Raw genomic sequence first — 11,647 nt, forward strand, 5'->3', positions numbered from 1 at the left:
TATCACCGCCGGGCCATCGAAGAGCGCATGGCCGCGCAACGGGCGGTCACCGAGCAAGCGCGGACCTGGCACGCGAAGCTGGCCAAGGATTTCGCCGAGCGCGCCGACAACCCACCCATTTTCGTCAGCGCCTGAGCCAAAGCTCCAAGCCGCTAGACGGCCCTCGCTTCACTTCAAGATTCCACACGCCATCGCGCCGGCTCCGCAGCGCGCACCATTCCAGTTTCAATTGTCGAAAAAGTTGGCGCGCCCGGAACGATTCGAACGTCCGACCCCCAGATTCGTAGTCTGGTGCTCTATCCAGCTGAGCTACGGGTGCAACTTGCGGTGGGAATTAGCGTCCACGTGAAAGGGATGCAAGAGCGAAACGACAAAAAGATGAAACTTCTTGAACGACTATTGTGCCATGACTTCCTGGCGGGCCGGAACATTGGCCATGCCACGGGGAATCTGGATGCAGAACTGGCTGCCCTCTGCATCGCTGCGCAGAAGCTCCAGCTTCCCTCCATGCCCGCGGACGAGGTCGGCCGCGATCGTCAGGCCAAGACCGGTTCCACCGCGGCGGGTGCTGCCCGTAAAGGGCTTGAAGAGATACTCGCGTGCCTTGTCAGGAAGACCAGGACCCGTGTCGCAGATCTTGATCCACCAATCACTGTCCCCCTCGCCTGCGCCTATCTCGATCGTGCCGGGCTGACTGGTGCCTTCGATGGCTTGGCGAGCGTTGCGAGCTAGGTTGGCAAGCACGCGATAAAGCTGGTCACGGTCCGCACGAATCATCAGGCTGGGCGGGATGTCGGTCAGGAACTCGACCTGACCTGCAGCCTCCGAGGCCAGGGCTTCCGCCTCGATCACCTCGGCCGCCAGCTGCGCCAGGTTGAAGCGCGACAACGTGGGGGCCGGCTCTTCCGCCTTGCCAAAGGCCAGCGTCGTTTCGCACAGGTTCACTGCACGGGTGATCGAGTTGACCAGCTTGGGCGCGGCACGGCGCACCTTGGGATCGGCACTGTCCTCCAGCCGGTCTGCGAAGATCTGGGCCGTGGTCAGGATGTTGCGCAGGTCGTGGCTGATCTTGGCCACGGCCTGCCCCAGCTGAGCCATTCGCTCCTTCTGCTTCAGCGACGATGTGACTGTTTGTTGCATCGACTGAAGGGCAGTTTCGGCCTCGTTCAGTTCGGCCATCCGGGCATCAGGAGTAATGATGTGGCGGGCATCCTCGGGGGCATTGGCATAGGCCGTCATGTGGGTGATCACCCGGCGAATCGGCACAAGGATCAGCCGTTGCGCGGCCAGGAACAGCAGCACGGCCGTCAGGATGGAGAAGGCCGCCGAAACGGCCAGCAGCCGCAGCCCGTATTCGATCATCGCATCCCGCAGGGGGGCGGTCTCCATCGTGATCTCGATCAGCTGACCCGCCTGGTTCACCGGGGCGCCGATGACGCGAATCACTCGGTTCTGCCGGTTCGCCAGCGCCCCAAGAGAATCGTCGATAGTGTGCAGAACACCTTCGGACCGCAGGTCATAGGTGGCGGCGATGGGACCGGGAATGGGGGAAGACAGGACAAGCTGGCGAATGTCGTTCCGGCGCAGGACAACGTTGAATACCCCGGCGTTCTGCAACAACTCGGATTCGAGGTCGGAGGCGAGGGAATCATCTGTCGCCAGCAGTGCCAAGCTGGCGATCTGGGCGCGCTCCAGGCGCGACTCCAGATAGTCCAAGCGAAATCCGGCCAGCGAAGGCAGCAGGATGAACAGTTCCGCCAGGATGACAAACATCGTTGTCAACACTGCGAATCGGCCAGAGATCGTGTTCAGTCGCATCGTGTCCGGGTTATGGGGTGCCGGGGCCGGTTGTCAGCCAAACCCGGATGAGATTGCACATCAAACGAATGTGAACAAAAGGGGGTTCCGTGACAGGGGACTCTGCTTTCGTCAAGGTTAACGGCTTTCCGGTGTTGACGTAGGCGGTGGGCTCCACTATCCAGCGGGCTTCGAACAACCGGCGCCGTCGCGCAGGGCGGCGTTTTGCCATCCTGCCCCGGTCGGACGCCACCCGCAAGACATTGCCACTGGCAAGACACGACCCGGAGACTGACCATGAAGCGCACCTTCCAACCTTCGAACCTCGTTCGTGCGCGCCGTCACGGCTTCCGCGCCCGCATGGCCACCAAAGGCGGCCGTCTAGTGCTGAACCGCCGCCGCGCCAAGGGCCGCAAGCGTCTGTCGGCCTGATCGCACTGCCGATCAAGCCGGCGGCCACGGCCGCCTCATGAAGGCTATCGACATGCCGCCTTTGCCTCATCCTGCTGACGATCAGCCAAGGGATGCCGGCAAGGCGGCATTTCGCATGGCTGATGACCGGCGCTTTCCGATGCCGCCGGTGCTGCGCCAGCGCAGCGACTTTCTGGCGGCTGCGCGCGCGCTGCGACAGGGCATGCCCGGCTTCCTGTTGCAGGCACGACGGCGCGACGATGATGGCCCCGCTCGCATCGGCTTCACCTGCTCGAAAAAGATGGGCAATGCTGTTGCGCGCAATCGTGCCAAGCGCCGGTTGCGCGAAGTGGCGCGGCTTGGCCTGCCTGATCATGGTCGGCCAGGTTGGGATTACGTCCTGATCGGCCGCCCGGAGGCCACCATTGGGCGTGATTTTGCAGACCTGCGCGAGGATTTCGTGCGCGCCATGCGCAAGATACACAAATGACACCGGCTGCACGCCTGCTGGCCCTGCCCGTTCGGACCTATCGCTTGGTGGCCTCGCCCTGGGTCGGGCATGGCTGCCGGTTCCAGCCTACCTGTTCGGCCTATGCGCTGGAAGCACTGGCGCGGCATGGTGCCCTGCGCGGCGGCTGGCTGAGCCTGCGGCGCATCGGCCGTTGTCATCCTTGGGGTAGCCATGGCTATGACCCGGTACCGGGCACCAATCCCGACCATGACTGCAACCAAGGGGCCGGCGATGCTGGACGACGCTGACACGACCGAGATTCATCCGCTTTTCGCCGGAGCCCCTGCGGGGACCGAGTTCCGCAAGCTGCGCAAGCGGCTGGTGCGCGAAACGCGGGCGGCCATCGAGGATTATGGCATGATTCGCCCCGGCGACCGCTGGTTGGTCTGCCTGTCAGGCGGCAAGGACAGCTATACGCTGCTGGCCGTGCTGCACGAGCTGCAATGGCGCGGCCTGCTGCCGGTCGAACTGCTGGCCTGCAACCTGGATCAGGGCCAGCCGAATTTCCCGGCCACGGTGCTGCCTGAATTCCTGAAGGAACGGGGCGTCGCGCATCGGATCGAATATCAGGACACCTATTCCATCGTGAAGGAAAAGGTGCCGCAGGGCCGGACCTATTGCGCGCTCTGCTCGCGCCTGCGCCGCGGCAACCTTTATCGGATCGCGCGCGAGGAAGGATGCTCGGCCGTGGTGCTGGGCCATCATCGCGACGACATCCTGGAAACCTTCTTCATGAACCTGTTTCACGGCGGACGGCTGGCCACCATGCCTCCCAAGCTGCTGAACGAGGACGGCGACCTGACCGTTCTGCGCCCTTTGGCTTATGTGCCCGAGGCGGATTGCGAACGTTTTGCGAAGGCCATGAACTATCCCATCATCCCATGCGACCTTTGCGGCAGTCAGGAGGGACTGCAGCGCGTGCAGGTCAAGCGGATGCTGGACGAATGGGAGGCACGCACGCCCGGACGGCGTCAGATCATGTTCCGGTCGCTGCTGAATGTGCGGCCCTCGCATCTGCTGGACCCGAAATTGTTCGATTTTTCGTCAGTATTTCCTCCGGAAGCGGCCGAAATTCCTTCGGGACCCCCGATCCTGACGGATAACGGGCATCAACATTAACGCTGGAAAAAGCATTCCGTACTAATCCTGATGCCGGTGATTCCGTGAAAGGTCCGGCATGTCAAACCCTGTAACCCGATTTTTTTCGCCGTTCCGCAGGTTGATGTGCGGCGCCAACCCGCTGCGCGACCAGTCCTGCAGCGTGCTGATGCTGCGCCTCGAGAATGCCCAGATGCTGGGCGAGGTGCTGGACAAGACGGGGATGAATCACCTTCTGGTGCAGTTATCGATGTCCTTGGGCCGATCCGTGCGCCCGTATGATCCGATGCAGATCCTCGCGTCGGGGCTGTTTGCCTTTGTGCTGCGCAACAGGGTCGATCATGACGCCATGCAGGTCGCCCGACGTCTTCATGCCCAGGGACAGACGCCGATCGCGCTGGCCGGAAGAATGGTGACGCCGGTGCTGACAGGGGTGCTGGTTCATGCCGGTTACCCGGATATTCCTTCCGACGCCTCGCTGATCGACAATGCCCGCCAGCGCCTGCAGCAGATGGATGACAGCTGCTTGGGTCAGCTCAAGCTTTATCCGCATGATCCTAATCTGGCCGGACCGAGCTTGGTGGCGACAGTGGGCGACGCCATCGCGGCGGACCAGATCGTGGCATGGTTCCAGCCGCAGGTTTGCTGCCATTCAGGCAACGTGACGGGGTTCGAGGCACTCGCCCGCTGGCAACACCCGCAGCGCGGCCTGTTGATGCCCAACGTGTTCCTGCCCCAGATGTCCCAGGCCGAGCATACCGCCCTGACGATGACCATGCTGGCGCAATCGCTGGCGGCGCTGAAATGCTGGGATCAGGCCGGCTATCTTGTGCCGACGGTATCGCTCAACATCTCGAACTGCGAATTGTCAAATCGGGAATTCGCCGACTGCATCCTTTGGGAATTGGACCGCAACGAGATCCCGCCCAAGCGGCTCGTGGTCGAAGTGCTGGAAAGCGTCGGCCCGGTCACCAGCAACGCAGAAACCCGGGCAAATCTGGAAAAGCTGTCCAAGGCGGGCTGCCGGATAGATCTGGACGATTTCGGCACGGGCTATGCCAGCCTGGACGCAATTCGGCAGTTCGGCATCCACCGCATCAAGATCGACCGCAGCTTCGTGACCGGCTGCGACATCGACGAAGGGCAGAAGCGGATGATCCTGGCGGTTCTGGCCCTTGCCGAACGCCTGGGAATTGCGGCCCTGGCCGAAGGTGTTGAAACGCGGGAAGAATTCGCTTTTTTGGCGCAGATGGGTTGCGACGAAGTTCAGGGCTATGCGGTGGCGCGACCCATGCCATTGGAGCGCACCTTGGGCTTCCTGCAAGACCACGCCGCCGAGGTGGCGCGGCTGCCCAGCATTGCCCACCGCAACTGATTGCGCCAAAGATGCGGCAATTGGCCGCCATCGGCCTGCGACAAGGGCTCCAGTGGGTCATGCCGCCAACCCTTCATCATGACGTGGGTTGCAAAACGACCGGAGCAGCGCCTTGAACGGGTGCCGGGACGGGCGCGTTTGGTTCAATTCCCCTTGCTTGCCTGCCGGGCAGGCCAAATCCGCTTGACCTTTGGGGGTCCCTTCTGTTGAACCGGCGCGACTGACGCGATGACAGTGGTGACGGAATGGAAGACAACAACCGCAATCTGATCCTGGCGACAGTTCTGTCGTTTCTGGTGATCCTGGTCTGGTACACGGTCTTCGCTCCCGAGCCCGTGTCGGACCAACCCTCGGGCCAGCCCTTGGCCGAGCAATCCATCGGCGACCAGCCGCTGGCCCCCGCGACGACGGCCACCGCGACCACCGATCTGGCTGCGACGCCCGGAGAAACCGCCGAACAGGCCGGACGCGTCGCGATCCAGTCGCCGGCAGTGGCCGGCTCCATCTCCTTGGTGGGCGGGCGAATCGACGACCTGCTGCTGACCCGCTACCAGGAAACGCTTGACGACGCGTCCCCGGATGTGCGCCTGCTGTCGCCTTCTTCGGCCACGGCGGATGATCGCGTCACCGTGGATGCGGCGCAGTACAAACCCTATTACGCCGTTTATGGCTGGACTCCCGGCCCGGGCGTGGACCCGGCCCTGGTGCCGACCCCTTCGACCATCTGGACGCTGGAATCGGGCGAAACGCTGTCTCCCGGCCAGCCTGTCACTCTGGCCTGGGACAACGGCGCGGGCCAGATCTTCCGCCGCACCTTCGCGCTGGACGAGAATTATCTGTTCAGCATTTCGCAAAGCCTCGAGAACAACGGCAGTGCCGCCTTTGCCGCCGCGCCTTACGGCATCATTGCGCGCCACGGCCGTCCGGACACGCAGAACTACTTCGTGCTGCACGAAGGCGTGGTCGGCATGCATGATGGCACCCTGATCGAGCGCAAGTACAAGGCCGTGGCCGAACTGGACCCGATCGCCCGCGAGGGCCGGGCCGAGGTCTACGAAGTGTCCGGCAATGGCTGGATCGGCTTTACCGACAAGTACTGGATGACGACGCTGGCTCCCGCTCCGGGCCAAGCCTTCACCGCCGTGGTCAAATATGCCGAGGGTGCCGACATCTTCCAGACGGAAGCACGGTTTCCGATGCAGACCGTCCAGCCCGGCACGCAGCTGAGCGCGGACAGCTATCTGTTCGCCGGTGCCAAGGTCTGGGAGGTGTTGCGCGGTTACGAGGAAAACCCTGGCATCGCCGGTTTTGTTGATGCGATCGACTGGGGCTGGTTCTACTTCCTGACCAAGCCGATCTTCCAGCTTCTGCACTGGCTGCATGGTATCATCGGAAACATGGGCTGGGCCATCATCGCGCTGACCTTCGTGCTGAAGACCCTGGTCTTCCCCTTGGCGCGCAAATCCTACATCTCCATGGCGAAGATGAAGGAACTGCAGCCGCAGATGGAGGAGATCAAGGCGCGCACCGGTGACGACCGCATGAAGTTCCAGCGCGAGGTGATGGAACTCTACAAGCGGGAAAAGGTAAACCCGGCTGCCGGCTGCCTGCCGATCCTGCTGCAGATCCCGATCTTCTTCTCGCTCTACAAGGTGATCTTCGTCACGATCGAATTGCGCCACGCGCCGTGGATCGGCTGGGTGCAGGACCTTTCGGCACCCGATCCTTCCAGCCTGCTGAACCTGTTCGGGCTGCTGCCCTATGCGGCACCGGCGCAGGGAACGCTTCTGCACTCGTTGTCCCTGCCCGCGTTGGCCATCCTGCTGGGCATCAGCATGTGGATGCAGCAGAGGCTGAATCCGGCGCCCACGGACCCGGCCCAAAAGATGATCTTTGCCTGGATGCCCTGGATCTTCATGTTCATGCTGGGCGGATTCGCGTCGGGACTGGTGCTTTACTGGATCACCAACAACACCATCACGATCCTGCAGCAGTACACGATCATGTCGATGCACGGGGCGCGGCCGGACCTGTTCGGCAACATCAAGTCCTCGATCCCGACACGCAAGCGCGCCAGCGACAAGGGCGCGGGCAAGTGACGGCGCGTCTGGCCCTGATCCGCCGCCATCCGATCAAGTCGGTCGGCGGAGAAGGGCTGGACAGCGTCACGCTGGAGGCGGCGCGCCGCCTTCCCGGAGATCGCGAATGGGCGATCCTGACCGAGGCAGGCGAGCGTCATGCCTTGGCCAGCCAGAGCCAAAGCCAGCCGGATCGGTGGCTGCCCAAGTCATGCTTCCTGCGCGGTGTCGCGTCGCTGCAGCTTCAGGCAGTCACCGGCGGCTGGCGCGACGACAGGCTGACACTGTCCCACCCCGGCCAAGGGTCCATCACTGTCGATCCCGACACGGAAGGCCCGCGTCTGATCGAGTGGCTGCGCCCTCTCTGGCCGACCGAAGCGCCGGTCCCCACGCGGCTGGTTCGCGGCGCTGCCATCTGGACCGACCAGAAATGGCCTTGGATCTCGATCCTGTCCTTGTCCAGCCTTGCCGCACTGGAGACGACAATGGGGCACTCCCTCGGCATTCATCGCTGGCGCGGAAACCTGTGGATCGAGGGCTGGCCACCCTTTGCCGAACGCGAAATGATCGGTCAGATCATCCACGTGGGCGGGGCCGAGCTGCGGGTGACGGCGCCGGTCGGCCGTTGCGACGCCACCAGCGCCGATACCACAACCGGCCGGCGGGACAGCGACATGGTCCAAACGTTGCAGCAGCAGTTCGGACACAAGGATTTCGGCGTCTTCGCCGAGGTCGTCACCGGCGGGACGATCCGCCTTCAGGATCAGGTTGCCGCATGAGCGTCGCTTTCCCCATTGCCCCCGAACCCGACGCTGACGCCGCCGAAGCTGCGCGCCTGCTGTTCGCGGGCCCCGTCGATTTCGTCAAGGGCGTCGTCCACATGGACGGCCTGCCCCCTGCCGATCGGCCCGAGGTCTGCTTTGCCGGTCGCAGCAACGTCGGCAAGTCCAGCCTGATCAATGCACTGACCGGCCGCAAGGGAATTGCCCGCGCCTCGAATACGCCGGGGCGCACGCAGGAAATCAACTATTTCAGCCTTGGTGACCACTCCTTTCTGGTCGACCTCCCCGGCTACGGCTTTGCCAAGGCCCCCGTTGCGGTGGTGGCCAAGTGGCAGGCGCTGTTGAAGTCCTATCTGGCTGGACGCCAGACACTGCGCCGGGCCTTTTGCCTGATCGATTCCCGCCATGGGGTGAAGGATGTCGATCACGAGATCATGAAGCTGCTGGATCGCTCGGCCGTGCCCTTCCAAGTGGTGATGACCAAGACCGACAAGCTGGGCCCGAACGCGTTGAAGCCCGTTCTGGCCCAGGTCGAGGAAGCGCTGCAAAAGCATCCCGCCGCCTATCCGGAACTGGTCGTGACCTCGTCCGAGAAGGGGCACGGCATCTCGACCCTGCGCACGATCATCGCCGGGCTGGACTGATCGTCGCATGCGCCCTAGGGTCCGCCCTGTCAGCCAGGGGCCCTGAGGATGAGAACACAAAACATGAACCGTGACTGGATCGCCACCGCCCGCACCCTTTCCGAGGCTCTGCCCTATCTGCAGCGCTATTCCGGCGCGGTTGTCGTGGTCAAGTTCGGCGGCAACGCGATGGGCGATGACGACGCCATGGCCGCATTCGCGCGCGACATCGTGCTGATGAAGCAGGTCGGCATGAACCCCGTCGTCTGTCATGGCGGCGGACCCATGATCAACGACCTGCTGGGCAAGCTGGGTATCGAAAGCCGCTTTGTCCGTGGCAAGCGCGTCACCACCAAGGAAACCGTCGAAGTGGTGGAAATGGTGCTGTCCGGTCTTGTCAACAAGCGCATCGTCCAAGCCATCAACGACGCGGGCGGACGCGCGGTCGGCATCTCGGGCAAGGATGACGACATGATGGTCTGCGAGGCGGACGATCCCGAACTCGGTTTCGTGGGCCGCCCAGTCGAGATGAACGTCCAGATCATCCGGGATCTTTATGGTGCCGGCATGATTCCCGTCATTGCCCCCGTCGCCACAGGGATGGAGGACAACGAAACCTTCAACGTCAACGGCGACACGGCCGCGGGCGCCATCGCCGGTGCGCTGCAGGCCGACCGGCTGCTGTTGCTGACGGATGTGGCGGGCGTCAAGGACGCCTCGGGCCAAGTGGTCACGCAACTGCATCCCCAGCAGGTGCGCGCAATGATCACCGACGGCCAGATCGCAGGCGGCATGATTCCCAAGACCGAGACTGCTCTGAAGGCCTTGGAGGATGGCGTGCGGGCCGTCGTGATTCTGGACGGGCGCGTACCGCATGCCTGTTTGCTGGAGCTGTTCACCGAACATGGTGCGGGGTCTTTGATCCGTACGTCTGAACCCCGTGTCAAGGCCCATGGGCTGCGCCAAGGCGGTCCCGAACTATAACGGTTACTCGCCCGCCGCAGGGCGGGCGCGATCTGCTTGCGGGATCGGCAAAGCCTGTGGCAGGCTGCCCAGACACATCGCATGGCACAAGAGGCAGCATTCCATGACCCCACTCGGACACCGACGCCTGATCCTGACCCGCCATGCAAAGTCCGCTTGGGACGATCCCACCCTGGACGACCATGACCGGCCGCTGAACGATCGTGGTCGCCGTTCGGCTCTTGCGCTTGGCGACTGGATGGCAAGCCGCGGTTACGAGCCTGAAGAGGTGCTGTGTTCGTCATCCACACGCACGCAGGAAACCTGGGAGGTCATTGCCAGCGCGCCGCTGGAGGTGCGCCCCCTGATGCGAATCGAGTCCTCTCTGTACCAGGCAGGCACCGAACGGCTGCTGGCCGTGCTCAGGACGGCAACACAGCCCACCGTGATGATGCTGGCGCATAACCCGGGCATTTCGGAGTTCGCGGCCATGCTGCCCGCGCGCGCGCCGATGGACCCGGACTTCCGCCGCTATCCCACCGCAGCCACGCTGGTGGTGGATTTTCAGGTCGACAGCTGGAGCGACATCCAGCCCGGTCAGGGCAGCGTGATGGATTTCGTCCGTTTCGACGGACGCCTCTGATCTGCGGCGAGACAAGGGCAGAGGGCGTTGCCCCCTGCCCTTCCTTTTCAGTGGCCCAGGATCTGGCTCAGGAACAGCCTGGTCCGCTCTGACTTTGGATTGTTGAAGAACTCGGTCGGCGTGTTCTGCTCGACGATCTGCCCTTGGTCCATGAAGATCACGCGGTTCGCGACAGCTTGGGCAAAGCCCATCTCATGGGTGACGCAGATCATCGTCATTCCTTCCTCCGCCAGCTGGATCATCGTGTCCAGCACCTCCTTGATCATCTCGGGATCAAGGGCCGAGGTCGGTTCGTCGAACAGCATGATCTTGGGCTGCATGCACAAGGATCGCGCAATGGCCACACGCTGCTGCTGGCCACCCGACAACTGTCCGGGATACTTGCCCGCCTGTTCGGGGATCTTGACCTTTTCGAGGAACCGCATCGCTGTCGCCTCGGCCTGCTTGCGGGGCACCTTGCGGACCCAGATCGGGGCGAGGGTACAATTTTCCAGGACCGTCAGATGCGGGAACAGGTTGAAGTGCTGGAACACCATCCCGACCTCGGACCGGACCTTGTCGATGTTCTTGATGTCGTTGGTCAGCTCGATCCCGTCCACCACGATATGTCCCGCCTGATGTTCCTCAAGGCGGTTGATGCAGCGGATCAGCGTCGATTTCCCCGAGCCCGAGGGGCCGGCGATCACGATCCGTTCGCCCTTGTGGACGGTCAGGTCGATATCGCGCAGCACGTGAAAGGTGCCGTACCACTTGTTCATGTTGCGGATGTCGATGGCGACCTCGTCGCTGATGGACATCTGGCTGCGGTCGATCTTGCGGTTGATGGGTTCGCTCATGGGAACGGGTCCTTACCTATGGTCACGCTGCAGGCGGCGTTCCAGATACATCGAATATCGTGACATGCCGAAGCAGATGAGAAAGAAGATGGCGCCGACAAAGACGAACGGTTCCCAATAGATGCCCTTCCAGGCGATATTGGCGCGCACCGCGTCCGACATGGACTTCAGCGGATCGTAGAGACCCACGAAGGTCACCAGCGTCGTGTCCTTGAACATGCCGATAAAGGTCGAAACGATGCCGGGAATGCTGATCTTCAGCGCCTGAGGCAGCACGATCAGCCGCTGCGCCTTCCAGTAGTCAAGCCCGAGGGCATCGGCAGCCTCGTATTGTCCCTTGGGAAGGGCGGCAAGGCCGCCCCGGATCACCTCGGCCATGTAGGCGGCGGCAAAGAGGGTCACCATGATGATGACCCGCAGGATGATGTCGAAGCTGGTCCCCGGCGGCAGGAAATAGTTCAGCAGCAGGGACGCCACGAACAGCAGCGTGATCAACGGAACGCCGCGGATGAACTCGATGAAGATCACCG

12 protein-coding genes, 1 tRNA gene and 1 pseudogene are annotated in these 11,647 nt (G+C 62.9%); 10 read left to right on the top strand and 4 right to left on the bottom strand.

Annotated features, from left to right (window positions below; translation table 11 throughout):
- Nucleotides 1-242: 242 nt before the first annotated feature.
- Nucleotides 243-319, bottom strand: a tRNA-Arg gene (locus ACLHHB_RS07950).
- Nucleotides 320-396: 77 nt separating this feature from the next.
- Nucleotides 397-1,818, bottom strand: a complete 1,422-nt coding sequence (locus ACLHHB_RS07955; RefSeq protein WP_410217736.1) for a sensor histidine kinase — start codon at nt 1,816-1,818, stop codon at nt 397-399.
- A 276-nt stretch (nt 1,819-2,094) separates the two neighbouring features.
- Here ACLHHB_RS07955 and rpmH point away from each other — a divergent pair, with 276 nt between their 5' ends.
- The 10 genes and pseudogenes from rpmH (at nt 2,095) to ACLHHB_RS08005 (ending at nt 10,281) form a co-directional block, all read left to right on the top strand.
- On the top strand, nt 2,095-2,229 hold the full coding sequence (rpmH, locus tag ACLHHB_RS07960; protein ID WP_042247969.1) for a 50S ribosomal protein L34: 135 nt from the start codon (nt 2,095-2,097) through the stop codon (nt 2,227-2,229).
- Nucleotides 2,230-2,344: 115 nt separating this feature from the next.
- Complete coding sequence (gene rnpA, locus ACLHHB_RS07965) at nt 2,345-2,698, top strand: ribonuclease P protein component (protein ID WP_410217737.1); 354 nt, start codon at nt 2,345-2,347, stop codon at nt 2,696-2,698.
- Nucleotides 2,695-2,945 (top strand): annotated as a pseudogene (gene yidD / locus ACLHHB_RS07970) (membrane protein insertion efficiency factor YidD); the annotation flags it as partial. The gene rnpA and the pseudogene yidD, both read left to right, overlap by 4 nt.
- A gap of 5 nt (nt 2,946-2,950) precedes the next feature.
- Nucleotides 2,951-3,838, top strand: coding sequence for a tRNA 2-thiocytidine(32) synthetase TtcA (ttcA, locus tag ACLHHB_RS07975; protein WP_410217738.1), 888 nt, complete (start codon nt 2,951-2,953; stop codon nt 3,836-3,838).
- 58 nt (nt 3,839-3,896) lie between these two features.
- On the top strand, nt 3,897-5,192 hold the full coding sequence (locus ACLHHB_RS07980; protein WP_410217739.1) for an EAL domain-containing protein: 1,296 nt from the start codon (nt 3,897-3,899) through the stop codon (nt 5,190-5,192).
- A gap of 245 nt (nt 5,193-5,437) precedes the next feature.
- On the top strand, nt 5,438-7,291 hold the full coding sequence (gene yidC, locus ACLHHB_RS07985; protein ID WP_410217740.1) for a membrane protein insertase YidC: 1,854 nt from the start codon (nt 5,438-5,440) through the stop codon (nt 7,289-7,291).
- Entirely contained in the window at nt 7,288-8,049 is a 762-nt protein-coding gene (locus ACLHHB_RS07990) for an MOSC domain-containing protein (RefSeq protein WP_410217741.1), read from the top strand. The genes yidC and ACLHHB_RS07990 overlap by 4 nt, the downstream gene beginning before the upstream one ends.
- Nucleotides 8,046-8,696, top strand: a complete 651-nt coding sequence (yihA, locus tag ACLHHB_RS07995) for a ribosome biogenesis GTP-binding protein YihA/YsxC (protein ID WP_410217742.1) — start codon at nt 8,046-8,048, stop codon at nt 8,694-8,696. The genes ACLHHB_RS07990 and yihA overlap by 4 nt, the downstream gene beginning before the upstream one ends.
- 63 nt (nt 8,697-8,759) lie before the next feature.
- A complete protein-coding gene (gene argB / locus ACLHHB_RS08000) occupies nt 8,760-9,659 on the top strand; it encodes an acetylglutamate kinase (protein WP_410217743.1) in 900 nt (299 codons plus the stop codon).
- A 103-nt stretch (nt 9,660-9,762) separates the two neighbouring features.
- On the top strand, nt 9,763-10,281 hold the full coding sequence (locus tag ACLHHB_RS08005) for a SixA phosphatase family protein (RefSeq protein ID WP_410217744.1): 519 nt from the start codon (nt 9,763-9,765) through the stop codon (nt 10,279-10,281).
- A gap of 47 nt (nt 10,282-10,328) precedes the next feature.
- On the opposite strand, the gene ACLHHB_RS08010 is transcribed toward ACLHHB_RS08005, so the two are convergent.
- Together ACLHHB_RS08010 and ACLHHB_RS08015 are read right to left on the bottom strand one after the other, a co-directional pair.
- Nucleotides 10,329-11,117, bottom strand: a complete 789-nt coding sequence (locus ACLHHB_RS08010; RefSeq protein ID WP_410217745.1) for an amino acid ABC transporter ATP-binding protein — start codon at nt 11,115-11,117, stop codon at nt 10,329-10,331.
- Nucleotides 11,118-11,129: 12 nt separating this feature from the next.
- Nucleotides 11,130-11,647 (bottom strand): amino acid ABC transporter permease (locus ACLHHB_RS08015; RefSeq protein ID WP_410217746.1); only part of this gene is annotated, 518 nt, incomplete at its 5' end.

The sequence above is a fragment of the Paracoccus sp. (in: a-proteobacteria) genome, assembly GCF_046462195.1.
Lineage (GTDB): Bacteria > Pseudomonadota > Alphaproteobacteria > Rhodobacterales > Rhodobacteraceae > Paracoccus.

Bases quoted from the DNA above. Each gene is read 5' to 3' on its own strand.
- ACLHHB_RS07955 (WP_410217736.1), bottom strand. From the start codon at position 1,818: ATGCGACTGAACACGATCTCTGGCCGATTCGCAGTGTTGACAACGATG.
- rpmH (WP_042247969.1), top strand. From the start codon at position 2,095: ATGAAGCGCACCTTCCAACCTTCGAACCTCGTTCGTGCGCGCCGTCAC.
- rnpA (WP_410217737.1), top strand. From the start codon at position 2,345: ATGGCTGATGACCGGCGCTTTCCGATGCCGCCGGTGCTGCGCCAGCGC.
- ttcA (WP_410217738.1), top strand. From the start codon at position 2,951: ATGCTGGACGACGCTGACACGACCGAGATTCATCCGCTTTTCGCCGGA.
- ACLHHB_RS07980 (WP_410217739.1), top strand. From the start codon at position 3,897: ATGTCAAACCCTGTAACCCGATTTTTTTCGCCGTTCCGCAGGTTGATG.
- yidC (WP_410217740.1), top strand. From the start codon at position 5,438: ATGGAAGACAACAACCGCAATCTGATCCTGGCGACAGTTCTGTCGTTT.
- yihA (WP_410217742.1), top strand. From the start codon at position 8,046: ATGAGCGTCGCTTTCCCCATTGCCCCCGAACCCGACGCTGACGCCGCC.
- argB (WP_410217743.1), top strand. From the start codon at position 8,760: ATGAACCGTGACTGGATCGCCACCGCCCGCACCCTTTCCGAGGCTCTG.
- ACLHHB_RS08005 (WP_410217744.1), top strand. From the start codon at position 9,763: ATGACCCCACTCGGACACCGACGCCTGATCCTGACCCGCCATGCAAAG.
- ACLHHB_RS08010 (WP_410217745.1), bottom strand. From the start codon at position 11,117: ATGAGCGAACCCATCAACCGCAAGATCGACCGCAGCCAGATGTCCATC.